We start from the raw sequence: 25,529 nt of genomic DNA on the forward strand, positions 1-25,529 counted from the left end.
TAAGCGATACTCCGAGCGGTTCCTTGTATCATCATTTTCCCAATGGAAAGGAAGAATTGACCGCCGCCGCGATTTCAAGCGCGGGCGAACGGCTGGAAAAACAAATCGCGGCGGCGGTCACTCATCACACCGATCTTTTCGGAGTTCTTCAAGAATTTACCGATCATCTCGGGCAGGAATTGGAAGAATCCGGATTTCAAAAAGGATGCCCAATTGCGACGGTCGTCCTCGAGGTCGCCGCTGAAAACGACCGAATTCAAAAGGTATGTTCCGAGACATATTTCCGGTGGCAGAATCTTCTCCAAGCGCTTCTCCTCAAGTCCGGAATGCAAGAATCTCGAGTGGAATCCATTGCGATCCTGGTATTAGCTACCGTAGAAGGCGCTTTGGTGCTTTGCAGAGCCCACCGAAGCATCGAGCCCTTAAAGACTGTTAGAAAGCAACTGGAAGGCGTTTTAAATACATTGATTCCTATTTGATAAATTTCCTTGACCGATTCTATCATTCCAATTGATTTAGTAGAACGATCTATCTAGTCATTTCCAAAGGAGAAAAGGAGAAAAAATGAATCTATTTATCACCGGCGCTTCCGGTTTTGTAGGTGGGGCAGCCACTCGCATTCTATCTAAAAATCATTCCGTAAAGGCGATGTCTCGTTCTGAAAAAACGGACGTCGTGATCCGAAAAGCCGGCGGAGAACCGGTCCGCTCGGAGTTGAACTCAGTCAATCCGGATTCGTTAAGGGGTATTGATGTCGTAGTCCATAGCGCAGCTTATGTGGAACAATGGGGACCTTTTGAGGATTTTTGGAAAATCAATGTGGAAGGAACGGCCCAGCTTTTGGACGCCGCGCGTAAAGCCGGAGTGAAAAGATTTATCTTTATCGGAACGGAAGCCGCTCTTTTTTATGGTCAAGCGATGGTCGATATCGATGAATCTTATCCGTACCCGAAGAAAAATTCTCCCTTTCCTTATTCTCGCACCAAGGCTGAAGCGGAAAAACTGGTTCTGAAAGCGAATTCCTCCGAAATGCAAACTCTTTCCCTCCGTCCTCGTCTGATCTGGGGTCCGGGAGATAAGACGGTTCTTCCCGTTCTTTTGAAGATGATCGCTGACGGAAGTTTTTCTTGGATCGATCAGGGAAACGCTCTCACCAATACGACTCATATCTACAATTTGGTCCATGCGATCGAACTTTCTCTTTCAAAAGGCCAAGGCGGAAAGGCGTATTTTGTCACCGACGATGAAACATTCAAATTTCGTAATTTTCTTAGTTCCCTCCTTTTGACTCAGAAGGTGACGGCGCCGAACCGTTCGATCCCTGGTTGGCTGGCTCGTTTTCTCGCAAGAATCATAGAAGGAGTTTGGAAATTTTTTAGAATTCAAAACGAACCTCCTATTACGCGGTTTAGCGCGAGCATTATGTCGAGAGATTGTACGATCAAAATCGACAACGCAAAAAAAGACCTCGATTACAAACCGATTCTTACCGTTCGTCAAGGTTTGGCGGAAATGCCTCTTCTCGAAGTTTGAATTTTTACTCTGCCGGAAAAAAGTTCTTTTCCAAATCTTTTTTCGACAAAGGGTTTTTCTGAATTATTTCTTGCCGAGGACTTGAAGTCCTCCTTTGGATATCATAGGGGACTTTTTTGAATTCGGAGTTCCGTCCAAAAAACTCGCAGAGAAAAATTCCTGAAAGGATCGCGAACTCCGATCTCATTTGAGCGCACCTCGATTCCTAAAGAGCCGATTCGATTACTCTTGAGAATTTCTCAAAAAACGATTTCGGCTCTAAAAAAAAATCCAGGGATTTCCCGTTTCAAACGACTTCGATTTCGAGGAATCAAGAAAAACTTTGGCTTCATTGGAACAATTCTACCGCAGGGAAAGAAGAAAGATTCTCGCTTGGATCCGGTATCGCGTTGCGGATCCGGAAGAGGCCGAGGATTTGCTTCAAGAATCTTTCGTGTCCGCTCTCGGTGAAATGAACGCCGCCGGCGAGATCGAAAACATGATCGCTTACACTTACGCGGTCTTGCGAAACAAGGTCAAGGATTGGTATCGAAAACGAAAATCCGGACAATATCGTATATCTGCGTTAGGTGAAGAATTCTCCTTGGATTCTTTTCTTCCGGACACGGCCCCCAATCCTGAAAAAGAATTTTATCGGACTCTTCTTCTGGAAGAACTTTCGATCGCGATCGACGAGCTTCCCGCGGATCAGAAATTCGCATTCGTTAAAAATTCTTTCGAGGGGAAAACGTTTCAAGAACTCTCTTTAGAAACCGGAATTCCGGAAGGAACTCTTTCGGCTCGAAAGACGTATGCAAAAGAATTCTTAAATCGAAGACTCAAAGATTTAAAATCCTTATTCCTCGAAAACTTTTAAAGGATGGAATTTAACATGGAATCGGAAATGAAACATCATCGATGCAGAAGGGGATTCTTTTTAGGAAGACTTCTTTTTATACCGATCATCGTTTTCGGAATCGGAGCTCTTGTTTGGCAACTCTGGAATTGGTTGATGCCGGCTATTTTCGGTCTGACCACGATCGACTACTGGCAGGCTTGCGGACTTCTCGTGTTGTCTCACCTTCTGATCAAACCCGGATTCGGATGGCATAGGGGAGGTCACGGAAGAGGAAGACGCTGGAAACAAAGAGTTCGTCGCCGTATGGAAGAAAGAGGATCGAAAGAAGGAAGATAAGATGCTTAAGTTGCAATACTTGGATCATATCGGTATCTCTTCGGAAAACCCGGAAAAGAGCGTCGCTTTTTACAGGACGCTTTTCGGAACTTTCCGACGACTTACAAGGATCTCTATGAAACGAAAAAGTCAGCTAACCGTATTCTTTTTCCATTCCGGATAACGTGCTCCTTTTGCGATTCCTTTCGGAGCGATCGAGTCGATTTCTTTTAGATCGTTTTCGGTCAGATTTATCTTCAAGGCTCCGAAGTTTTCCTCCAGATAAGGAATTCTTTTTGTTCCGGGAATCGGAACAATATTCTCCCCTTGCGCCAAAACCCAGGCCAAAGCCAACTGAGAAGGTTTGCATTCTTTTTGTTTTGCGAGACTTTCGATTTTTTGAACGAGCTCCAGATTTTTCGCAAAGTTCTCGCCTTGAAAACGAGGAGACATTCTGCGGTAATCGTTCGGATCGAAGTCCTCGAACTTTTTGATTTGTCCGGTTAAAAACCCTCTTCCCAAAGGACTGTAAGCCACAAAACCGACTCCGAGTTTTTTACACGCTTCCAGAATATCGTCTTCCGGTTCTCTGCTCCAAAGGGAATATTCGTTTTGAACTGCGGAGATCGGATGAACTGCATTCGCTCTTTTTAATATATCCGAATTGATTTCGGAAAGGCCGACGTATCGAATCTTACCTTGTTCCACCAAGCGGCTCATTGCGCCTACGGTTTCTTCGATCGGAGTGTTCGGATCGAGACGGTGCATATAATAGAGATCGATCGTTTCGATCTTCAGTCTTTTCAAACTCGCTTCGCAGGAAGACTGCACATACTTCGGAGTTCCGTTGTATCCGCGCACGGAAGGATCGGCCGGATCTCTTACGATTCCGAACTTCGTCGCAACCGTAATCTCCGAACGAATACCGTTGAGAGCGAGACTCAGTAATTCTTCGTTGATATAAGGGCCGTACATATCTGCCGTATCCCAAAAAGTAATTCCTAGTTCATACGCTCTTCTCAGAGTTTTTAAAGATTCGGAATCGTCTCTTGCTCCGTAGAATTCGCTCATGCCCATACAACCTAAGCCGAGCCTGGATGTTTTCAAACCTTGTGTTCCTAATAACGTCATCTTTGTTAGACATTCCTTGCGTAAATTTTCATGTTGAGAAATCTAAATTGTAACTTTTATATTTTTAAGGTAAGAATAGAATCTTGTTGTAAAACTGAATTCGGTTCTTATACTGATTTGAAATTCCAAAACCGTCAAGGAATAGTTTCATGAATCGAAAATGGATTTGTATGTTTCTCTTATTGTCGCTGTTAGGCGTATCCGCATTGAACGCGCAGGTTGCCGCTCCGCAGGAAATGAAAACTTCCAAAACGGAAACACCCACAAAACAAGATCTTATAAAAAGAAGAAATATGCTGGAATGGCATCAGATTTCGGGCTTTATTACTTTAGGTCTGTGGTTGGCGACAAACCTGGAAGGAGAAAAGGCAAAGGATAGTCTCTATCGAAAATCGGACGAGTTCGCGCAGGTTTTGCTTCTCACGCATCCGGAATACGCGGCGAACGATCCTCTTTACGCGGTGGCTGCGTTTCAAGGTTTGAATCAAAACAGCATCGCCGCCGATTATTTTTTACTCAAGGATCCCGCCAACAATCTTCCGCTTTACTTGGCTCTCAAATCTCAGGAAGAATGGGAAGCGAAGAATTCGGGTTCCTTTCATAAACAATTAGCGTATGCAACATTTGGAATGTACACTCTCACCGCCGGCCTTGCCTACTTCGCTCCCAAAAGAATCGTAGATTCCGAGGACTCGGACGTGAACATCTATAGTCCGATCTTCGCGCACAAGGCATTGATTCCGATTCACTTGGCCGCAATGTTGCTCCTGCCGTCCTTAGGTCAAAGAATAGAAAAACACGGACCGGAAGCCGCGAGAGATATGCAACAGGTAGGATGGGCCGGCTTCGGAGCTCTTTCTTTGTCATTGCTCGTGATCACATTTTAAGGAAATTCAATCAAAATGAAACATCTCACTCGTATCGCCTTTGCGACTCTGATCTTGTTTTCGCTTCCGAGTTTTGCATCCGATGTCTTAAAAAAGGAAATCACTTTTTTTGCGATTCATCCCATGAAAGAAGTGCACGGAGTTTGTAAGGAAGTTCAAATCGATTCTCCGAAAATTTTAGCCGCGGGAAGCGGATACAAACTCGGTTCGCCTTTTCAAATCAAAGTTCCCGTGTTAAAACTTCATACCGGCGATGAAAGTCGGGATTCGCATATTTTGGAAATTCTGGGTTATCCGGATACTCCCGAAATTCTTGTGCTTATCGAATCCGTTACTCAATCGGGAGAATCTTATTCGATCAAAGGGAAGCTAACGATCCACGGAGTTACTCAATCTTTCGATTCTCCCGCAAAAGTGGAACCGAAAGACGCGGGACAAATCCGAGTTTCGGGAAAGCTCGATATCAAGTTTTCCGATTTTAAATTGGAAAGACCTTCTTTACTTTTCGTAAAGGCCAAGGAAGAGATCGAAATCGGATACGATTTTTTGATCAAGATTTAACGATACGAAACGCCGTTTTGATTTCGGGAAAAACGGCGGAGTCCGCTTCTGTTCGGCTTCTAAAAATTCCGAAGAAAAGAATTAGGAATTATTTCTTGACACCCGGATCTTTTAGGAGCCAATTCAGTTCGCCTCTTTTATTTTCAAAACGGAGTTAATCAATCATGTCCTCACTGATCGTTACGCTCGTATTATTTTATTTTCTCGGAATGTATTTGATCAACTACGTGGTTACGAAAAAAGAAATATGATTTTAGGCCACTACGCTTCCGCGCTTATCCCTTATAGCAGATTAAAAAAATATCCTTTCTGGATTCTTCTGCTTTGTGCGAATATACCCGAGTTTCTTTGGTTGTTTTTGGCGTTTGTAGGAATCGAACCCGCGATTCCATCTTCATTGCTGGACGCGACGTTTCAAAACCTGCAAGTGCAGATGACGTATAGCCACAATTTAATTCCGGCTTTTTTTCAGGGAGGAATCGTTTCCGCAGTCGTCTATGCGATCTATAAGAACGGAACATTCTCTTTTTGGTGCGGATTTTTAACCGTCTTTCACGTGTTATGCGATTTGATCGTGGGATTCGAACACCAGCTTTTGTCTCCGGACTCGATGGTAGTTTCCTTAAATTCGTATTTGAATTTTCCACACATCGCCATTTTGATCGAATTTGTTTTCAGTCTGATTTGTATCTTCTGGTATGTCCGAACCGAAAAGAAAAGCGGATCTCCCGTTTCTGGAAAAAAACTGATTTGGCTGATCTTGATCTTCGGTGTGGGAATCCTGATGTGGCTGCCCAACGCTACGATTCCGTTGAGAGCTTTGTTGCCGTTCTGATTCGTTGATAAATTATTTTTTATTTTAGTTTGGTTTGACTAAAAAGGATCAACCGGGAGGATTCCTCCCGGAGCATTCGTTTGGAACCATTCTTCCTATTCGTATTATTATTATTCGGACTTTATACGTTCTTTCAATCGAAAGGTTTAAAAAGACAGGTTGAAGAATTAGAATCCAGAATCCGCATTTTAGAATTAACTCTTAAAAAAGAAAAACAACCCGAAACAAAGGCGGCTTTTTCGGAAGAACAAACTCCGAAAACAAAAGCCGTCGTCGAGCCCAAGAGGATTCCGCCCGCGGAAGTTCCTCCGGAAAAAATCGAAATCAAGACCGAAGCGAAAGTTCCTACGCCCGCTAAGACGGTTCCTGCCGAGACAAAGTCCACGTCTTCGATTTCAAAACCGGAACCGATTGCGCCAACGACCCCGCGGGAGCCGGGCTTTCTCGTTCAGTTCTGGAAAAAAATAGAAAAGCCGCTTTCGGAAAATTGGACCGGAATTTTGGGAGCGGTGATTCTAGTCGCGGGAATCAGCTTTTTAGGAATCTACGCGTTATTCATCCTTTCCGCGTTCTTTCGTTGTCTTCTTGTTCTCGGTTTTGCAGCGCTCCTTTTCGGTTTATCATTTTGGCTCGGGAAAAAATCGGAGTTTGCAACGATCTCGCTCGCTCTCAGAAGCAGTGCGGCTGCGGTTTTTCTATTCGTTTCCTTAGGAAGCGGATACATAGAAACTTTGAAATGGCTGGAGAATTCTTATTTCGCTTTGTCCGTTTTGACTTTAGGAATTCTCGTCAATCTTTTTACGGGATATCGATCTAAGAATGAAACATTCGCTTCTTTGCATACGATTCTCGGGTTGGTTTCGGTTTCGATTCCTCAGGCATCCGGATTTACGTTAGGCGTTACAGCTTTGATTTGTCTGCCCGGCGTTATCTGGAACTATTCCGGACGAAGACAATTACATCTGCTCGTAGTGAGCACCGGATTTTTCGCGGCTCATTTGTTTTGGAATCATCAAATCTATTCCGCCTCAAAGCCCGTAGGACTGGAAGTAGTCTTCCCGATTTTTTGTATTCTTCCCGTTTTCTGCGGCGCGTTACTCGTTCATTACAGGGAAACTCTCTACGGAAAAAAGGAATTCGAATTGTTTCCTTTGGTCAGTCATCTTCTCAACTGGTCTTATTTGGGAATCAGCTTGATTCGCTATTCTCAGAACTCGAAATACAGTACGATCCTATTGTTTTTGGCCGCAGGCTTAGTTTGGTTTCTTTCCGCCAATGCGAAACGAAAATCGATCTCTTGGCTGTTCTTAACCGATCGGTTGGTTTCTCAGTCCTTGATCGTTCTCGCAATATTTTCGTTTCATCTCTGGAACATGGGAAATCTTTCCATCGTCGCGATCTTGGCCCTGGAAATTCTTATCTTTTCTTGGATTTGTTTTAAGGAAGACAATCGATTTTTGGAGAGAGTATCTCTTTCGCTTACGACTCTCGTTTTTGGAATTTTGATTTTCTTTTCCTACAAAGAATTTTTCCAATCACCGGATCCCGGACTGATCGTTCAGGAAGCTCATGCGACTCGGATCGGCTACGGTTTATTGATCCTCGCTCTGATCGGCTTTATAGGAATTTTGGAAAAAAAGTTTCCGATCGTTCGTGAAGAATTGTCTCTGACTTCCTTATTGACGACCGCCATGGCGTTGTTAGCCGGGGGCGGATTATTTTCCCTTTATCTTTTTTTCTACAAGGAAACATACGGAATTTGGATTCCTTCGATTTTGTTAAGCGTCATTCTCGTTTTAAGAGAAAGACTTTCTTCCGGAAGACTTTTGTTCACGATTTGGATTCTTATCCCTCTCGTCACGTTGACTCTTTGGAAAACGATCGTTTCCTCGACGGATGAAAACGCGGAGAAAATTCTGATCGTATCTCTTCCATGGCTTCTTCCGTTTCTCGTCTATCTAAAGAATTGCAGAATAGGAGAGGGAAAAACTTCCGTTTTTTGGCCTGGGCTTTTCGGCTTTACGGGACATCTCGTATTTACTTTTTATTTTTATCTCGATCAGAAAAGTTCGCTTCTATTCGGACCGTTTGCGATTCTTCTTTCACTTCTTTATCTCGAGTTTGGAAAATGGTCTCATAAGAATGAAAAAGAAAAACCCGTCGAACAGCAGAGACTATTCCATTCCTTTTATATTCTCGCGTTCGTATTAGCAGGATTATTTTTATTCCGACATTTTGCCGTGGAGTTTCAAACGTCTTCGATTCTTTTCGGAATTCCGGCCCGTTTTTGGATCGAGATTCTGGCTGCTTCCCTATTTCTCTATTGGGTTTTGTTTCCGGAAGAAGAATTTTCGACACTGTCGTGGCTCGGATCAGCGCAACCGCTTTTCTGGGAACTATTGATTGCGATGGTTATGATCGGAATTTATACGGAAACACCGGGACGAATTCTTTCTTTTGCGATGGCGCTCGCCACTTTGATTTTATTCTTTCTGTCGAGGATCAAATCGCTTAAGACCGAAAGATTCGCGCTGTATGTTTATTTTTTCTTTATATGGACCAACGTGGAAATCTTTCTCGGAGGAGAATCCACCGTCTTCGCCACTCGAAACGAATTCCCATGGCAGCAGCGCGGATTTCAGATCGTTTCCGTCTTTGTTCAGCTCGGCACGATCTTTTTTATTTTTCCGAAATTGAGTCTGGAAGGATTGGAATCCCGCTTTATAGGATGGACTCGGATTTGGATAACGCCGCTCCGCTTCTTTCAAAAATTCTATAATTTATTGCCGGGTTATTTGGGAATTTTCGGAGTTGTGTTCAGCGTTTATATCTACGCAAAAGATATTCTTTCGCCGATTTCCAACCTCGTCGTAGGGCCGGCCTGGGCGCTTTTATCGGTTTCCTTTTTGGAATTGGGTCGGTTCTTCACGAGAAAAACCGATTCGTTATCCGTCGGAATTCTCTCGGACTTTCTCAAACGAGCCTCTTGGTTCGGTTTGATAGCGTTCACGGGTCATTATATTTATGTGGATTTACAATCTTCGTATCTGTTTATCGGTTTTCTTTCCGCCGCGCACTGGGTGGGTTTGCTCGGATTTATCGTCTGGATCTATTGGGCGACTTCGAATATTAAGGAAACGGAATCCGTTTCTTTTTGGAAAATCGTAGTTCCACTGTTAGCCGAAGGCTGCCTCTTCTTCGTTGGATTGATTTCTTATTCGACGATAAACGAATCTTGGGTGAGCGTGGCGTTTGCGATCGCGGCTCTTTTTGTTTTAGAGATAGGAATAAGAAAATCGGAATCACTTTCGCGATTTCGCTGGTACGGAATTCTGTTTCATCTAGTAGCGTGTTTTTATCTTACCTTCATCGTTTCCACCGAGGACAATCCGGTGGCGCAATGGTTTCAGGCGAAGTGGATCCCAGGGTTGTTGACGATTCTTCTTTTGTTCCTGTTCGTTTACAGAGCCTATCGAGGTTATGGAAAGGAAGAAATTTCGTTTCCGCAGGGACTCGGTTTTTTAAAGGGAATTTCGGAAAAGACGGGATCTTATTTAAACGGAATCGTATATTATCCTTTCTTTATAGGAATTTTTCTTTTCTTGTATTGGTCTTTTTCGAGCGCCGTTCTCACTCTTCTTTGGTCGACGCTCGCCTTTCTGATCTTTCTCTTAGGATTGTTTTTAAAAGAATCCTGGTTTCGATATCTCTCCCTCGGCCTGCTTTTGTTTTGTGTAGGAAGATTGGTGTTCCACGATTTGTCCTCCGCGGGCACGATCCTCAAGGCGGTTGTCTTTTTGGGAGTTGGAAGTATATTGCTTTTAATGAATACGATTTATAATAAATACCGGGATCGGTTTTGAATGAAACGATTGATTTTTTTTATAGGAATTTTGGTTTTCGGCGGAGTTCTTATGGTTTTGTTGTATAGGGAACAGATCCGAACGGAAAGAACTTCCACGTTAGCTCCTTTTTATCAGATTCTCGGGAAACCGATTCGAACCATGAATCGGGCCTTGACCAAGGTGTTGTCGATTGATTCTTTAGATGAAAAAGAATACGGAGATGCGATTCGAGAGCGCTTTTCCGAACTCAGGAACGAAGGTGATAAAGATTACGATTATCTAAATCAGTTGATAACGTCTCTTACGACGTACAAACAAAAGCCTTTTGATTATACGGTTTATATCATGGAAGAAGAATCTCCGAACGCATTCGCTCTTCCAGGCGGAGTTATTTTTGTTACGAGAGGACTGCTGACGACTCTCAAGTCGGAGCACGAACTGATTTCCGTCCTTTCGCATGAAATCGGACATATTGAAAAATCACATTGTATGGACGGCATTCGATTCGAGTTATTGTCGAAAAAAATCGGAACCGATACGTTAGGCAAACTTGCTGACTTCGCGTTTCAAGTGATGACGAGACACGCTTATAATAAAACGCAAGAGGACGAAGCGGACGAGTACGCTTATGATTTGATTCTCAACACCACTTACGACCCGAACGGAGTCGGCCTCGCATTTTTGAGATTGGAAAAATACGATCCGGAAACCGGATCCAAAAAAGCGAAATTGTTCAGCGAATACTTTCAATCTCATCCGCACATGGATTTGAGAAGGGAAAAATTTTCCGAAAAGGCGAACCTCTGGTGGGAGAATCATCCGGAAGAACGCCGTTACAAGGGAGTTCGGAATTTAAAATCCAGAATTACGTTTGAAAAAAAAGATTACGAAGAAGAATGGGTTGAAGGCAGAAAATCCTGATAACGGTTCTCGGTTTTTCATTCGTTCTCCTTTTTGATTCTTAATCTTTTTATTGTATTGAACTCGGCGCCGCTTTGATCGGTTGCGTTCGAGCGTCGATCCTTATGCGAATCAAAATCCGTAAAAACGAAAAGCCGAAACGGCTTAGGAAAAAATAAATGACCGAAAAGCAATCTTCATCTTTGAATCCCGGACTCTCTCCCAAAAAGAGTCTCATCCATTTTTATATCAATACCGCGATCACTCTTCTTGCAGGGAATATGTTTAACTATACGCTGATCATATATTCGCTTGATTTGACCCGGTCTCAAACTTTCGCAGGTTCCATTTTTTTTGCGAACGTATCTCCTACGATTTTGTTTAGTTTTTTTGTAGGCGCGATTTTGGATCGATATTCTCGATTGAAAATACTATATCTTTTTCAGACGAATTTTATTATTTCAGGAATCGTATTGGGAATTCTCATCCTATCCGGAAAAATGAATTATGAGTTAAGATATGTTTTGATTCTTCTTTCGGCTTATAACGGTTTGGCGCTTACGTTTATTATTCCCGGCAGACTGACTTTGCTCGGGAATTTGGTCGATGCAAAAGACACCGCAAAGGCGACGATGATGCTAAATATTCTTATCATTATCGGCTTTGGATTGGCGCCCATGTTTGTGGGATTGATCAAACAAAAATACGAATGGTTTCTGCTGTTCTTTTTTATTTCGGGGTTATATTTTATTGGATATCTCTTTCTCCTTTTCGTAAAGATAAAAGAGACGATTCACGTTGAAAAAGAAACGATCTGGTTCGGATTAAAACGGGGATTCGTTTTCTTACGATCCGAATCTTTGTCGATCGAGCTTTTGATTCTTACCGTATTCGCAATTTTTATGGTAGGACCGATGCAGGTGGTATTGCCGCAATTTGCGAAAAACATACTATTGTTAAGCGAACGAGGCAGGGGATTATACATGGGAATGCTCGGTCTAGGATTACTGATCGGAGGAATCGGCGCTAGGCTCTTACACGATCGTTTTCATCGGGGACATACGATGTTGGTCGCTACCTTTCTTTCCGGACTTACCGTCTTTGCGGTCGCAAACTTTCCGGTTACGATCGTTTCCTCTTTTCTTTTACTTTTTGTCGGAGTTCTCGGGGGATTGTTGAGCGCTCTTATTCCGTCGACTCTGCAGATCATAACGCCGGATAACGTTAGAGGAAGAGTTATGAGTTTTTACAGTCTTGTTTTTCAGGCGACGCCGGCGATATCCGGACTGATTACGGGGAAACTCGCCGACATCTATGATCAACCCTGGTCCATCGGATTTTCGGGAGGATTTATCGTAGTCTGCTCGATATTCTGTGCGTTTTCATTCGCGAAACTTCGCGCCTTTCGTTAGGCAAAAAGCGCAACTTCGCATTAATTTTCGATCAAGGAAGAATGGTATCCTTCCGGAGTTTCGTATCCCATGATATCAAGGATCGTAGCAGCTACGTTAGCCAAACCGGGATCTTTGATTTTCGAATTCAAGTTGAGTTTGTTTTCGGGGTCTAAGACCGAAAAAGGAACCGAATTTAAGGTATGACTCGTTTTAGGAACCGGATGACCGCTTGCGTCCCTTTCCACGTGTCCTTTTTTATCGAGCTGATACATTTCGTCCGCGTTTCCGTGATCGGCCGTGATCATCAAAACGATATTCTGTTTTTCGCATGTTTTCCAAAGCCTTTCCACACAACCGTCCAAAAATTCCATCGCCTTTACGGTGGCAGGATAGTTTCCGGTATGTCCTACCATGTCTCCGTTGGCGTAATTGACCCTGTAAAAATCCTGCTTATTTTCTGTGAGGGCTTTTTCCAAAGCCTCGGTGATCAAAAGCGCTTTCATTTCCGGACTCTGGTCAAAAGGAATCACGTCGGATTGGATTTCCTTATATTCTTCGGACTTCTGATCGAAATAACCGCTTTTGTTTCCGTTCCAGAAATAAGTCACGTGTCCGTATTTCTGTGTTTCGGATAACGCGTATTGTGCGACTCCGGAGTTGGCCATATATTCTCCGAGGGTTCGATCGATCGCCGGAGGAGCGACTAAAAATTTTTCCGGAAGTTTTAAGTCTCCGTCGTATTGCATAATTCCCGCGTAGACGATATCAGGCAGATGACCCCGGTTAAACTTAGTGAATTCTTTTTGAGTGAACGCGAGCGAGATTTCGATAGCCCTGTCTCCTCTGAAATTGGTGAATACGACCGAGTCCCCGTTCGAAATTTGTCCGACCGGATTTCCGTTTTCCGCGATCACAAAAGAAGGAAGATATTGATCGATCACTTTCGGATCTTCCGTACGAAAAGTTTCGATCGCCTCTTTTGCGGAGGAGAACTTTCTGCCGTCACCTTTCACGTGAACCGCCCAGCCTCTTTCTACCATCGACCAATCCGCTTCGTAACGATCCATGGTAATCGTCATACGACCTCCGCCGGACGCGATTTTGACGTCGGTTCCGTTTTTTCTAAAAGAGTTCAACCATTCCTCAAAAGGATTCAAATAATCTAATGCGGATTTTTCGGGAACGTCTCTTCCATCCAAAAGGATATGAAGACGAATTTTGGAAACCTTTTCCGCGACCGCTTGTTTAATCAAAGCCTTTGTATGATCGATGTGCGAATGTACGTTTCCGTCGGAAAAAAGACCTAATAAGTGTAAGGTGGAATTATTTTTGTTCACGTTCCCTATGACTTCTTTCCAAGCATGACCTTGAAAGATGGAACCGGTTGCGATCGAGTTGGAAACGAGCTTTGCACCTTGATCGAAAATTCTTCCGGAGCCGAGAACGTTGTGTCCTACCTCGGAATTTCCCATGTCTTCGTCGGACGGCATCCCCACGGCCTTTCCGTGCGCTTGAATGTGAATCGTGGGGAATTGATTCCAGACACGATTTAGAAAAGGAAGATGAGCGCCTGCGATCGCGTTTCCGAATTCGGCGCCTCGTGGGGAATAACCGACCCCGTCTAAAATAACGAGTAGCGCCTTTCTAGACCGAAAGGTATATTTCTTGGTGAGCTTCATGTTAGATTCATGGAACCAGCCGCCTATCAATGAAGTCAAGAGAATCAAATACGAAAAAAACTTGGAAATTTGCTTCCCTTTCCCCGATCGAAAGAAAAAATGAAGTTGAACAATCGAAAAGCCTTCCGAAAATTCTCAAACTCATTTCAATAGTCTAACACTGGAGAGGCGATGTCGAAACCGGTTTTAAATCAAGCGTTGGCTGGCCCAAACTCGACGCAGTTAACTTTTTTAAAAGTTAAAAAAATCAACGAAGTGGTCAGTTATTATCTCAATGACCGATTGACTCATTCCGTCTACAAAGCTGTTGTTTCTCAGACTAGTTATAAGAACGCAAGAACTCAAAACCTCTTTCAAGTAGATTCAAAAGTTCCGGAAGCCTCCGAGCTCACCTCCGCGGAGGTAGTATTTCATATCAAAAGATTATTGGAAGACGGAGTGGCGCTTCAGTTTGCGTATTTTTGCATCGATCCCGCGACTTCCGAATTAAGATTAAAACCTTGTTACGTTGCTTATCCCGATGCTGAGCTCGGGGATCTAACTCGTCTTTATCTTTCTCTCATCGATCTTTCCATCAACTCGATTCTGACGTATTTGGAAACAAAGCCTCCGTTGAGTAAGGAGATTCTTTGGGAAGATTTGGAAGCCGATTCGAAAGGCGAGAATGTTCAAAAACTAAAACTCTTTTTTAATCCGGAGATTTATTTCAAACCGCCGTATTTAAACATTCCTCTCAATCCGGAATATGCAAAGGATATGATTTCCGAAATCACCGATGGATTGATCAAAAAGGGAAGAATCCGTGAAATTCCCGATTACGGATATTTGATCGTAAAGGTCAAAGAACTTCAAAGTTTATTCGAGCTTGTGGACGAATATCATCAGAAGAAGATTTTTCCGAAATACAAATGGGCGATCGCCGACGAGTTTACTACGATCGCACACGAAGAAAGAGTTCATAAAAACGATCCGTCTTTAGCTCCTACTTCTTCTTTTGGAAAGAGAAGGGCGGAAGTGATCGAAAGGGCTTTGAGATCCGATTCCGAAAAACAAAAACAAAACTTTATGGGCGTGGCTTTGATCCAAGGTTTGAACGAAGAAATCGAATCTTCTTTGAATCATTCTTATCACGATCAGATTCGAACTCGTTTTCACGAGATGAGCGATCATCTTTCCAAACACGGAGGAAGATGGGATAAGCTCGTTCTATTCATCACCGACGAAGAATTTCGATCCTTCCCCGGTGAACTCAAAAGGCTACTGACGGAGGACATTCACATCGCTTATTCTTCTTGGGAAACGAAGGGAATTACGATGCATTCCTTTTTAAGAAGAGAACCGGAGACGGTCAAAGCGATTATCAAAAGTCTGGCGCTCGTTCCTTCGGTCGAGGCTTGGAAGATTCTTAGCATTCGAAATCTTATCGAACAGAACGAAGATTCGATCCGGATCATATTCAAAGACGAAGAATTCGTCAAGAGTTACGGAAAGGTTCTTCGAAAAGGATACGTTGAATACTTTCCCTGGTATTTTCCGATTTTAGATCTCTTCGGAATCGCAAAGTTGTTTCAGGATTTGTTTTTTCAAACTGCGAAAGATAAGATTCGTTCCGAGCAATCTTTACTCCGTACAAAAAATCGGGAAACGGCGATGAAGGCGGAACAGGCGAAGATTCAGGAAAAATTAAAAGAGGAAGAAAGAATCAGATTATTGGAACAGAGATCGAAACTTTCGGAGGCGCTCAATCGATTCTACTTTGAAAAACACGTTCCTCCCGTTTTAAAAGACGTCTTGTATGAAATTCAAGGATATACGCCTGAAATGATCCAGCAAATCGTCGATCGGGAGAAATTCGTTCTGATTCCGGATCCGGCCGGAGACAAAACGGATTCTATTCTTATCTATCCCGCGGACGAATCCTTCCGTTCACGCGCGAGAGAAATACATAAGATTCTTGCCGAAAGAAAAAAACTTTTAGAACATAAAGTGAGAAGCAAGGAAGAAGAATTGCTTCATGAAAAAATTTCGAAAGTCGTTAAATATGTGGATTCCTGGTTTGCGTCCAAACCGGATCAGCCGAGTTCCTCCACGAAAAGTTTAAAAGTGGCGGCTTCGGACGAAACCGACGATCCGTATGAAACCTTTCGTAAAGAAATAACAAAAGCGAAAGGGAAAGAAAAAATCTCCGCGTAAAAAATTATTTTTATAAGATTGGTTTATTCTTTATAAAACGGATTCCAGAATTCTAATGTTTTGAAGTCTTTGTAAAAAATTTTTTTCTAATCCGGATTCTCTCCGTTTCAAAGGTCTGTATATAAATTTCTTCCGAAGTCGAGATGGTGAATTATGCGTAGTTCGCTCGGATTTTGTTTTATTGGAATTTTCTTATTTTTGTTTTCTTGTAACAACGCGGAAAGGATAGAGATGGATATGTTCAAGGGTGGAATCGGAATGTTTGCGAATATTCTTCCTGTGATATTTCCCGTTTCCGAAAATCCATTCGACCTTACGGTTTTACCTCAAAGTCTGAACGCAGGTCAATCGACTTCGATCACTCTTACTTTAAAAACCCGTAAAGAAAACAACGAGACGTATCAATTTGCTTGGGCCGATAAGGCTGGAAGCCAGACGGTCTCGCCTACGAGTTTACTTACTCCGACGGGAATTCGACCAACCTCATCGTAAATCCGATCGGAGCTTCTTACAATTGTTCCTCCTATGCGGATGGAAGCGGCGGTTACGGATATTACGGTTTAAGAGCTACTACGACTTCCGTTTCCGGTTATTACTTTTCTTGTGCCAGCCAGGCTCGTTTGATCTGTGAGAGAAAATAACGAAAAAAATCTTTTTCGGCCTTTGCAATGGAGAAGAAAAAGAATCTTCTATCGATTTCTCGATTTATAAATCTTTTCAATTTGATCTTTTTATGATAAAGTGATCCGAATCTTTCTCTAACAAAGAGAAGACGGGAGATTTATAAATGAGGTCTTGGCTTTCCATTCTATTCTTGCACGTTCTTTTATTCGATTGTAATCAAGCGGAAAGAATCAGCTTTGACGCAAGTAAGGGAAGCGGATTGGCGATCAACATTCTGCCCGCCATTTTGAACACGAACGCAACTCCGTTTAATTCTACTTTGATTCCGACTTCTTTGAATGAGGGAGTTCCTACTTCCGTTTCTTTCACTTTGACAAATCCTTCCAATGATTCGACGAGTTATCAATTCGTTTGGGAGGATACGACCGGAGCCGGTCCGACTGCGACCCCTTCTTCCTTTACATTTTCAGGTTCGAATTCGGCGGTTTCGATCGCTTTGCTTCCGATCGATAATAACTGTTTAGAGGATAACATGGTTTTGAAGGTGATTCGCGGGAACGATAACCAAGTCTTTCGATTTACATTTTCTGTGATCGAAGCGGACAAATGCACGTTTGTGACTAGCGCTGCTTATACGGGCGATTTTAACGGATTTCAGAATGCGGACGCACACTGCGCGGCCGAAAAACCCGCAAGTCTTCCTGGAACCGGAACCGACTACAAGGCCATGATCTCCGGAAGTACGACCGTTTCCTCTGTCGTTTATCAAAGACAAGCGACTCTCGTTTCCAACTGTAACATGTCGACCACGCCGGGATGCACGAGCACTACGAATTGGGTTTTGAAGTCGAAGACGAGATACTATCGAGCGGACACGACAACTTTGATTTTTACAACGCACGCGAGCGCGCCGGCGTTTAACTTTATTTCTCAGTCCTTGACCAATTCGATCGGAGGAACGACGGGCAAAATTTGGACCGGACTTTCTTCGGATTGGACTTCTTCGGGAACCTCTTGTTTGGCGACGTTCGGTTCTTGGACTTATTTTTCGGGGAATTCGTCTTACGGCGATTTGGCGTCCACTACCGGGACTGCGATTTCGGGTGGAAGTTTACCTTGTTCCACCCCTTCCGCATTTTTCTGCATAAGGCAATGAGTAGAATTTTAGAATTTAACCGTATATGCGGCTGTAGGCGTGATTTCGGTCACTCCCGTGACCGGACTTTTTACGAAAGAAGCGCTAAACTTCCATCCTTCCGGATTCGGATCGGAGAACAAAGCCTGCATCTTTTCAAAGTCTTTTGCGAATAAGTATGTATGAATCAATTGCAACCCATAGACCGCTCCTAAGAGCCATTGAGCTTGATTGTATTGGTTGGTCGCTTGATTATAGGTGCTGAAGTAAGGATTGGTGGCCGTGGCGGTAACCAATACTCTTGTTATGAGCGCAGTGGTTCGAACGGCTTCATCCGAGGTGACAGGATTTAGAGTCGGATCTAAAAATGCCGCAGCAGTAATCGCAACAGAATTCGATTTATAATTTGCTTCTTCCGCTGCGGCGTGTTGTCTGCAATTATTTGCGTAGATAGCCGCGCCGGCGAACAATGCAAAGCTGATCACGGCCCATTTTTTTTGTCCGGTTCTCCATAGTCCCCATCCTGGAAGTATCGCCGACCTTGCAGTAATCGTCCATTTATTGTCTTTCCATGTGGACGGAGTTTGAATTTCTTCCGTTTTAGTCTCCGGAGATTTCGTCGTTGTAACTTTTTTTATATCTTCTTTCTTAGGATCTTTCAGATTGATTTCAGAAATTTCAGCCTTAGAAATCGTTTGTATTTTTCCGTTTACTTCTATTTGAACTTCAGTTCGAGTTTGATTTACTATTTTCCCCTGAATCGTTTTTCCATTCTTGAGTATGACTGTACTTGCTGAAATTGGTAAAGAAATTGTAAATATGATAAATACAGCAAAGATTAGTATCTTTTTGAATGTTCGAGACATATAGTTATAATTCCGGTTCTTATCCATCAATTTTTAGTCATCATCTTTTCTACAAGAAATTATCTTTTTGCTTGAAAAAACAAGTAGTTATCGGGGATCTTATATAACTGTGGCACATACATCCGAGTTAGAAAAACTCTACAACCACAACAAAGATGATTTATTTCATTATATAAAAAAATCGTTTTACGACGAAAATTCTGCGCAAGATATTTTGCACGATTCGTTCCTAAACTTTTTCCGATACTATGAAAATAAAGACATTCCCGATCCAACGTCCTGCCGGATGATCTTATTCCGTATCGCAAGGAACTTGATCATCAATCACGCAAAGTCTTACTATCAAAGAAATGTATCCTTAGTAGGCGAAGATACGGGCAACAATTTCGCTTCAAAATCTCCAAGTCCGGAATTTTCAGTAATGGAGAAAATCGATCAATCGGATGTCAAAAATACGATGGATTCTCTCCTCGAAGCCATTTCTCCGGAATACAAAGAGGCATTGCTTCTCAGATATCAGCAAGATTTAAAATTGGATGAGATCTCGAAAATCCTCGGAATGAGTATTTCCGGAGTTTCTAGGCTTATTGAAAGAGCGGAAAAAGCCCTCGCCCAAGAAGGGAAAAAAAGGGGTTTTCAAGCTGGAAACTATATATAGTATATAGAAATCCTACCGTCTTATAGTTTGAAATAATTAGAATTCTTTTCAGCGGTGTAAAAAAAATTCGGAAATGAAAAAAATAGCTCAAATAGCCCGTCTTAGTTTGTTTAACAAACAGGAAGCGGGACAGAATTGAATCGTAGACCTGGGCAGAATGAATATGGAAAATAAGACTAATACTCCCGAATTTGAAGGATACGCGCGACTCCTTAGAGAAAAGGACTCCGTATCATCTCAACTCCCAGCTTTTGATCCCAATTGGATTGGAAAGAGTCCTCGCTTTATCGTGGAGGACAAAATAATGAGTGTTTCGACTGAAACGAAAATTCTTCAATTTCCAAAAACAGCCTGGCTCGCCGCTGCAGCAGTATTATTATTAACTGTCGGAGGCGCTTGGTTTAGCTTGCGAACTCCAAAAATTGAAACCGAAGTAATCGTACAAGGAACTCCTTTGAAAGCCGCTGTGGTTTTCGTAAAAGGAGATGCATCCGTAATCAGAGATGTGGAAATCAAATTACACCAAGGCGATCTATTAAACGAATCCGATATTATTCTTACAAAAACCGGTGGGGCTGTGGATATCGGTTTAACCGATTCCAGCGTGATCCGCGTAAAAGAAAAGAGCAAGTTGATTCTTAAAGAATTGAGAGACAACAACGGATCACAGATTCGTATGAATTTGGCGTCCGGTAGATTGTTAAACGTAGTCGAGAAAGAGAAAAAAGGAAGTAACTATTACGTAGAAACTCCGTCCGCCGTTGCCGCGGTGAGAGGAACTTCTTTCGAAGTGAACGCTTCCGAAAATGAATCTATGGTTTTTGTTGCGGAAGGTTCTGTAGAAGTGACTTCTCTGAACGCTTCTAAAAAAGTTTACATCTTGGATGCGAGTAAACTCGTGACCGTAAATAAGGACGGAGAGGTGGAATCGATTGATCTTTCCAAATTGAATTCTACTCGTCCCGAATACAAAGACATGAAGAAGAATCTCGGAACCCTCGATAGAGAACTTCTTTCCGACGTTCAAAATCTGAAAACCGCTAAGACGGAAGAAGAATTGAGCAAAATGTATGATCTGAGTATCGAACATATCATTATGAAAGACGGAAGAGAGTTGAGAGGAGTTGTGGTTTCTCAAAAAAGAGGAAAGCTGGTCGTCCAGACTTTGAAAGGTTCTTACATCTTGGATGAAGAAGCGGTAGATAAGATTAAATACTAATCGAATTCTTAAAAGAGATTCTTTCTAAGAACCGGTCGAAGGGTTTCCTTCTTCCGGTTTTTTATTTTGGGCAGGCTAAAATTGAAAAGTGAAAGAGTATGATCGGAGATTGTTTTTGCGGAAGTTATTTTAGAATATTGAGATATTCTAAAATTCTTATTAAAATTCGAGATGGTCGGAGAGCCAAGAGTCGATAGACCATGAACCTCCTCCGAAAATAACCAAGGCGATTCCCATACAAACCGCAAGGATATGGTATTCGAAACCTTCTCCTCCTTGATTTCCGAACCAGTTCATAAAGAATCCGATTTCTCGATGAGTCCAACCCGCCACGGCCAAAGTGCAGGTAATTCCAAAGGCAGCCAGGCGAGTAAAAAGCCCGAGGACCAAGGCGATCGAGCCGAAAAATTCCGAGACGATCGCCAAGATAGCGATGAACGCAGGGAACTCGGCGGTGTTCACAAAAAAATCCATCGACGCTTCGAAGCCGACCCCGCCAAACCATCCGAGGAGTTTTTGCGCTCCGTGCGGGAAGATGCAAATCGCGAGTCCCATCCGGAGAAACAAAGGCGAGAAAGATTCTCGAGTTGAAAGAAATGGAAGCATCGTATTGGTCTCCGAATTCCGTCCTTTTTGAATCTTGGAACATAGAAAAGAAATCAAAAATTGAAGATCAAGACTAGTAGTCCGGAGTTCCGACCTGGGTTTGATTTTGGTCGATGGAAAATCCGCGTTTAGGATGGGATTTCCTACATTTTTTCTTAAAGGAAAACCAGATTCTTTTCAAAAGATCAGATTTTACAAAATGAAATCTTTTATGTCGATCTTTGGCTTTTCTCTTCCGGTCCGATTCTTTTTTGATTGGAATGCTGAGTAGAATTGCGAAAAACTATGTCTCCTATATTCATAAAGACTTTTCTGAATGTAGGAGTTCCTACATTCCTTTGGAACGGTGGATTTCTCTTCCTCCGGTTCCAAGTTTTAGAATCAAGTTTGGCTTCATTCAAAGAATATCGCTTCCGGAGTTCCGACATCCGGCTCTTTCAGTGAAATCCTTGAATTCTAATCTAAAATCGGTTGTCGAAACAGCCTATTGCGAAAAATCTGGCATAAGATTATTTGGCGGGAAACCTATGTCTGAAGAAACACAAGAAAAGAAAAACAAAAAGATCAATAAGATGACTGTAGCCGAGATCAACTCTGCAATCCAAACTTCCAAAGAGAAGATGAACGGAAATTCCAGCAAATACATCCTGCACTTGAATGCAAGACTGGAAGAACTCGCAGCAAAAGGTAAGAAATAATTTTATTCCTTTTTCCGGTCCGTCGAGGTTCGACGGATTCCGGCTCTGCTCTTTTTTTCTACCTTTCTAAATCTCTCGATCCTTGCTCCAATTCATCGACATAAAACACCAATACGCTTCCTCGGTTCTTTTCGAGGGATTCTCTTGGCATATCAAGCCGGGAGCGCGCGTATGTCTTGTCGGTCCGAACGGTTCCGGTAAATCCACGCTCTTTCGAATCGCAGAAGGGAAATTCGTTCCCGACGATGGGACCGTTTCCAAATCTAAGAATACAGAAATTTCGGTATTCCAGCAGCTTCCCGATTTCGATCCGGAAGCATCCGTGATCGATACTGCATTAGGAAAACATAAACACTATCGGGAATATTCCGAACGTCTCAAAGAGATCAATCATAAGTTCGAGATCATTTCTCATGATTCTCCCGAGTTTGCTTCTCTCTTGGACGAGCAGAGTTCTCTGGAGGAATACGCATTTACATACGGAGTTCACGAGTTGGAATCGAAAGCGCGCAAGGTTTTGGGCGGACTCGGTTTCTCGAACGAACAGATGGCGATGAAGGTGAAAGAATTTTCTCCAGGATATCAACACCGTCTGGGCCTTTCGATTACTCTTCTCAATCCGGGCAACTTACTCCTGTTAGACGAACCTACCAACCACTTGGACAACGAATCGAAAGAATGGCTCGCGGATTATCTCAATTCGACCGGACAATCTTTTGTCTTGGTGACTCACGATCCTGAATTCTTAAATTCCACTTGCGATACGATTGCGGAACTTTCTCCTTCCGGAGTCATCGAGTTCAGGGGAACATTAGAAGAATATTTCGAACACAAGAACGAGCTTCAGGAAAAACTTCAAACTCAGTTTGAAAAAGAGGAAGCCTATCTCAAAAAAAGAATGGAATGGATCGATCGTTTCCGAGCACAGGCTACAAAAGCGAGACAGGTTCAATCCGCGCTTAAAAAACTCGAAAAACGGGATCGTGTCGAAGCCCCTCAGGAATCTTTTTGGAATTCCAAATCCGACTACAAATTCAATTTTATTTCCTCCGGAAGAATCACCGCAAGAATCGAAGACGGAGCGTTTTCGTATTCCGGAAAACCTCCTTATATTTTCAGCGGAGCCAATCTTGAAATATCCGCGGGGGATAAGATTGCGGTCGTCGGACCGAACGGAGCGGGAAAGTCAACGTTCTTGCGATGTCTATTAGAAATTCATAAATTAACTTCCGGTAAAATCTATTACGGACCGAAAACGAAGATCGGATATTTCTCTCAAAATCATCACGAAGAATTGGATTCTTCCAAAAATCTTCTTCAAACCGTAATGGGAACTTATCCTGATCTTTCCGAACAACAAGCCCGCAGTTTACTCGGATACTTTTCTTTTTCGGAAGACAGCGTTTATAAACAAACAGGTCTTCTTTCCGGAGGAGAACAGAGTCGACTTCGTCTGGCGCTTCTCGTGCGACATCCCGCGAACTCGATCTTCTTGGACGAGCCGACCAATCACTTGGATTTGGTGGTCCGGGACAATCTCAGAAGAGCGCTTATGGCTTACGAGGGATCGCTTCTGATAATCTCTCACGATCCCGAATTCTTAAAGGATCTCTGCAATCGAACCATCTCCGTGGATAAGGGTCAGGTTCGCGATTTCAATTGCACTTTCTCGGATTATCTGAAATACAATCTGAAGGAAACCGCCGCCTCCAATTCTCAGAACGGAAATTCTTCCCTCAAAAAAGAAGAGCCTTCCCAAACTCGTTCTAAGAAGAATGCGGATAAGAATCGTGTCAAAAAAATTCAAAAAGATCTGGAACAGATCGAAGCAAAAATAGAACTTTTAGAAAAATCCAAAAAAAATTTGGAAGAAGTTTTGGCGGATCCCGGCTTTTTTAAGAATCGAAGTTATCAGTTGGAATTGGATAACTTGAACGAAACAAAAAATGAGATCTCACGCTTGACCCAAGACTGGGAATCTCTTCAATTAGAGTTGGAAGAACTTTCCGGATCGGTCTAATGAAAAACTTACAATTCATTTAGTAAGAAAGGATTTTGGAAAATCATTCATTATCGATTCTATTCTATTTTTATACGTTAAGGAACCATTTCAAATGACACCGAAAGAATTAAAATCAAGATTGGATCTCAGAAAAGAAGGGAAAGATTCTTTTTATCTTCTCGACGTAAGAAATCCGAACGAGGTGGAAATCAGCACGATTGAAGGAACCGATCTTTTGATTCCGGTGGGAGAACTTGCCGGCCGTCTTTCCGAAATCAAACCTTGGAAAGAATCGGATAAAGAAGTGATCGTATATTGTCGTTCCGGCGGACGCTCCGCGATGGCCTGCGGAATTCTAAAACAATCCGGGTTTGCAAAGGTGCATAACGTGGAAGGCGGAATTCTTCTTTATTCGGACGAGGTCGATTCCTCCCTCGCGAAATATTAAAGACCGGTTTTATTTTGAACGAGCCGTTGGAACTGCGATTCGGCTCTTTTTCGTATTCTGGAACTACTCGAAAAAAGTTTAGGGAAATGTTTTTTCAACTTTTAAAAAGGATTCGGATCCTTTTTTCCCGAAGATTCGGAATGGACGTTTCGGATAAAGTCAGGCGCAGATCTTTTTTCGCGGCGTTCTTTTTCTTTAATCCATGCTTTCGTTTTGAATATTTTCATTCGCTCCAAAAACATTTTGATCCGTAACTTTAGATTGAGAACTGATGAAGTCCGTCGGAGATTCGAAGTTTTCTAAAAAAATTCACTTTCATTGCAACGCGGAAGCGATTGACGCGGAGTCAATAAATTGGACTCCGGATGGATTTCTTTTCGAAGTGGAATTTACAATTTATTGACTGGAGCGGAAAGCGCGGTCCTGCATTTCCGCACCAGTCCTTTAAAAGCGAAACGTCTCCAGGATACGCCCAAACGATTTTTCCGATACGACGTTATTTGTATTTGAAACGGAACCGCTTGCGGAAAAGAATTTCGATCATTCTCCGAGAAGAATTTTTCGGAAGTAGAGAAAACCTTCCGCCAAAGGATCGTCTTTTCCGCCGCGTCTTCTCTTGAGCATATTCGTAAGATCTAATACCATCAGGCCGTACATCCAAGCCCACATCATTCTTGCAAGAGCCGGATATTCTTCCTTGGAAAGTTTAAATTCGTGACTGACACAACCGTTTCGAATCGTTTCCAAGAATACTCGATAACTGGTCGGCAAACTCGGAAACGCTTTCCTGTGCATGTGCCCGTGAACCGTGTTGAACATCACTTTGTGAAGTTCCTTGTTGTTTAAAGAAAAATCCCAATAGGCCCTCGCGATTCCGGCGAGTTTTTCGAACGAATTCTTTCCGTTTCTTTGAGCGTTTCTTAGAAGCTGAGTCAGCTCGGTCTCGCCTTTGGCGATCAGAACTTGGATGATTTCTTCCTGGCTTTTAAAATGTGAATAAGGGCTCGCAACGCTGCAGTCCAATTTTTCGGCGATCTTTCTCATCGAAAGACCGTCGATTCCTTCCTCCAAAAGAATTTCCATCGCCACTTGGACGATGTTTTCTCGGTTGAGGCTGTTTCTAGATCTTCTCTTGTGTCGAACTGCAGTTGTCATTTTGGTT

Annotated in this window: 23 protein-coding genes; 18 read left to right on the forward strand and 5 right to left on the reverse strand. The window is 42.8% G+C overall.

What is annotated here, in order from left to right; genetic code table 11:
* The 4 genes from CH376_RS03835 to CH376_RS03855 all read left to right on the forward strand — a co-directional run.
* Positions 1-479 (forward strand): TetR/AcrR family transcriptional regulator (locus tag CH376_RS03835; protein ID WP_100787927.1); only part of this gene is annotated, 479 nt, incomplete at its 5' end.
* An 85-nt stretch (positions 480-564) separates the two neighbouring features.
* The gene (locus CH376_RS03840; RefSeq protein WP_100786824.1) at positions 565-1,533 is read left to right on the forward strand and encodes an NAD-dependent epimerase/dehydratase family protein; all 969 of its coding nucleotides are present in this window, start codon (positions 565-567) and stop codon (positions 1,531-1,533) included.
* A 331-nt stretch (positions 1,534-1,864) separates the two neighbouring features.
* Positions 1,865-2,389 (forward strand): RNA polymerase sigma factor, encoded by a 525-nt coding sequence (locus CH376_RS03850; RefSeq protein ID WP_420843522.1) that lies wholly within the window; start codon positions 1,865-1,867, stop codon positions 2,387-2,389.
* A gap of 27 nt (positions 2,390-2,416) precedes the next feature.
* A complete protein-coding gene (locus tag CH376_RS03855; RefSeq protein WP_100786850.1) occupies positions 2,417-2,707 on the forward strand; it encodes a hypothetical protein in 291 nt (96 codons plus the stop codon).
* Positions 2,708-2,836: 129 nt separating this feature from the next.
* On the opposite strand, the gene CH376_RS03860 is transcribed toward CH376_RS03855, so the two are convergent.
* Positions 2,837-3,817, reverse strand: a complete 981-nt coding sequence (locus tag CH376_RS03860; RefSeq protein ID WP_100786821.1) for an aldo/keto reductase — start codon at positions 3,815-3,817, stop codon at positions 2,837-2,839.
* Positions 3,818-4,053: 236 nt separating this feature from the next.
* Here CH376_RS03860 and CH376_RS03865 point away from each other — a divergent pair, with 236 nt between their 5' ends.
* The 6 genes from CH376_RS03865 (at position 4,054) to CH376_RS03890 (ending at position 12,257) form a co-directional block, all read left to right on the forward strand.
* Positions 4,054-4,704 (forward strand): hypothetical protein, encoded by a 651-nt coding sequence (locus CH376_RS03865; protein ID WP_338063569.1) that lies wholly within the window; start codon positions 4,054-4,056, stop codon positions 4,702-4,704.
* Positions 4,705-4,719: 15 nt separating this feature from the next.
* Entirely contained in the window at positions 4,720-5,265 is a 546-nt protein-coding gene (locus CH376_RS03870; protein ID WP_100786819.1) for a YceI family protein, read from the forward strand.
* Positions 5,266-5,512: 247 nt separating this feature from the next.
* Positions 5,513-6,100, forward strand: a complete 588-nt coding sequence (locus tag CH376_RS03875) for a hypothetical protein (RefSeq protein ID WP_100786818.1) — start codon at positions 5,513-5,515, stop codon at positions 6,098-6,100.
* An 80-nt stretch (positions 6,101-6,180) separates the two neighbouring features.
* Positions 6,181-9,963, forward strand: coding sequence for a DUF2339 domain-containing protein (locus CH376_RS03880; RefSeq protein ID WP_100786817.1), 3,783 nt, complete (start codon positions 6,181-6,183; stop codon positions 9,961-9,963).
* A complete protein-coding gene (locus CH376_RS03885) occupies positions 9,964-10,866 on the forward strand; it encodes a M48 family metallopeptidase (protein WP_100786816.1) in 903 nt (300 codons plus the stop codon).
* Between the two features lie 158 nt (positions 10,867-11,024).
* The gene (locus CH376_RS03890) at positions 11,025-12,257 is read left to right on the forward strand and encodes an MFS transporter (protein ID WP_100786815.1); all 1,233 of its coding nucleotides are present in this window, start codon (positions 11,025-11,027) and stop codon (positions 12,255-12,257) included.
* A gap of 20 nt (positions 12,258-12,277) precedes the next feature.
* On the opposite strand, the gene gpmI is transcribed toward CH376_RS03890, so the two are convergent.
* Complete coding sequence (gene gpmI / locus CH376_RS03895) at positions 12,278-13,918, reverse strand: 2,3-bisphosphoglycerate-independent phosphoglycerate mutase (RefSeq protein WP_100786814.1); 1,641 nt, start codon at positions 13,916-13,918, stop codon at positions 12,278-12,280.
* A 171-nt stretch (positions 13,919-14,089) separates the two neighbouring features.
* Here gpmI and CH376_RS03900 point away from each other — a divergent pair, with 171 nt between their 5' ends.
* From CH376_RS03900 to CH376_RS03910, 3 genes are all read left to right on the forward strand, one after another.
* Positions 14,090-16,111: a hypothetical protein gene (locus CH376_RS03900; RefSeq protein ID WP_100786813.1), complete on the forward strand. Its 2,022-nt coding sequence runs from the start codon at positions 14,090-14,092 to the stop codon at positions 16,109-16,111.
* 231 nt (positions 16,112-16,342) lie between these two features.
* Entirely contained in the window at positions 16,343-16,603 is a 261-nt protein-coding gene (locus tag CH376_RS03905) for a hypothetical protein (protein WP_125231958.1), read from the forward strand.
* A gap of 295 nt (positions 16,604-16,898) precedes the next feature.
* The gene (locus CH376_RS03910) at positions 16,899-17,891 is read left to right on the forward strand and encodes a DUF1554 domain-containing protein (RefSeq protein ID WP_100786811.1); all 993 of its coding nucleotides are present in this window, start codon (positions 16,899-16,901) and stop codon (positions 17,889-17,891) included.
* Positions 17,892-17,899: 8 nt separating this feature from the next.
* Here CH376_RS03910 and CH376_RS03915 read toward each other — a convergent pair whose 3' ends face one another.
* Positions 17,900-18,736, reverse strand: a complete 837-nt coding sequence (locus CH376_RS03915) for an LA_0442/LA_0875 N-terminal domain-containing protein (protein WP_100786810.1) — start codon at positions 18,734-18,736, stop codon at positions 17,900-17,902.
* A gap of 109 nt (positions 18,737-18,845) precedes the next feature.
* Here CH376_RS03915 and CH376_RS03920 point away from each other — a divergent pair, with 109 nt between their 5' ends.
* Positions 18,846-19,394 carry an RNA polymerase sigma factor gene (locus CH376_RS03920; protein WP_100786809.1) on the forward strand — a complete coding sequence of 183 codons (549 nt, stop codon included), beginning with the start codon at positions 18,846-18,848 and terminating at the stop codon, positions 19,392-19,394.
* A gap of 163 nt (positions 19,395-19,557) precedes the next feature.
* The gene (locus CH376_RS03925; RefSeq protein WP_100786849.1) at positions 19,558-20,613 is read left to right on the forward strand and encodes a FecR family protein; all 1,056 of its coding nucleotides are present in this window, start codon (positions 19,558-19,560) and stop codon (positions 20,611-20,613) included.
* 159 nt (positions 20,614-20,772) lie between these two features.
* Here the strand turns inward: CH376_RS03925 and CH376_RS03930 are convergent, their stop codons facing one another.
* Positions 20,773-21,219 (reverse strand): DoxX family protein, encoded by a 447-nt coding sequence (locus tag CH376_RS03930; protein WP_100786848.1) that lies wholly within the window; start codon positions 21,217-21,219, stop codon positions 20,773-20,775.
* A 527-nt stretch (positions 21,220-21,746) separates the two neighbouring features.
* On the opposite strand from CH376_RS03930, the gene CH376_RS03935 reads away from it, so the two are divergent.
* The 3 genes from CH376_RS03935 to CH376_RS03945 all read left to right on the forward strand — a co-directional run bounded on the left by CH376_RS03935 (position 21,747) and on the right by CH376_RS03945 (position 24,367).
* Entirely contained in the window at positions 21,747-21,917 is a 171-nt protein-coding gene (locus tag CH376_RS03935; RefSeq protein WP_100786847.1) for a hypothetical protein, read from the forward strand.
* 82 nt (positions 21,918-21,999) lie between these two features.
* Entirely contained in the window at positions 22,000-23,937 is a 1,938-nt protein-coding gene (locus CH376_RS03940) for an ABC-F family ATP-binding cassette domain-containing protein (RefSeq protein ID WP_100786808.1), read from the forward strand.
* A gap of 94 nt (positions 23,938-24,031) precedes the next feature.
* Positions 24,032-24,367, forward strand: a complete 336-nt coding sequence (locus CH376_RS03945) for a rhodanese-like domain-containing protein (RefSeq protein ID WP_100786807.1) — start codon at positions 24,032-24,034, stop codon at positions 24,365-24,367.
* 540 nt (positions 24,368-24,907) lie between these two features.
* On the opposite strand, the gene CH376_RS03955 is transcribed toward CH376_RS03945, so the two are convergent.
* Entirely contained in the window at positions 24,908-25,522 is a 615-nt protein-coding gene (locus CH376_RS03955) for a TetR/AcrR family transcriptional regulator (protein WP_100786846.1), read from the reverse strand.
* Positions 25,523-25,529 lie beyond the last annotated feature (7 nt).

The organism is Leptospira adleri (assembly GCF_002811985.1).
GTDB lineage: Bacteria > Spirochaetota > Leptospiria > Leptospirales > Leptospiraceae > Leptospira > Leptospira adleri.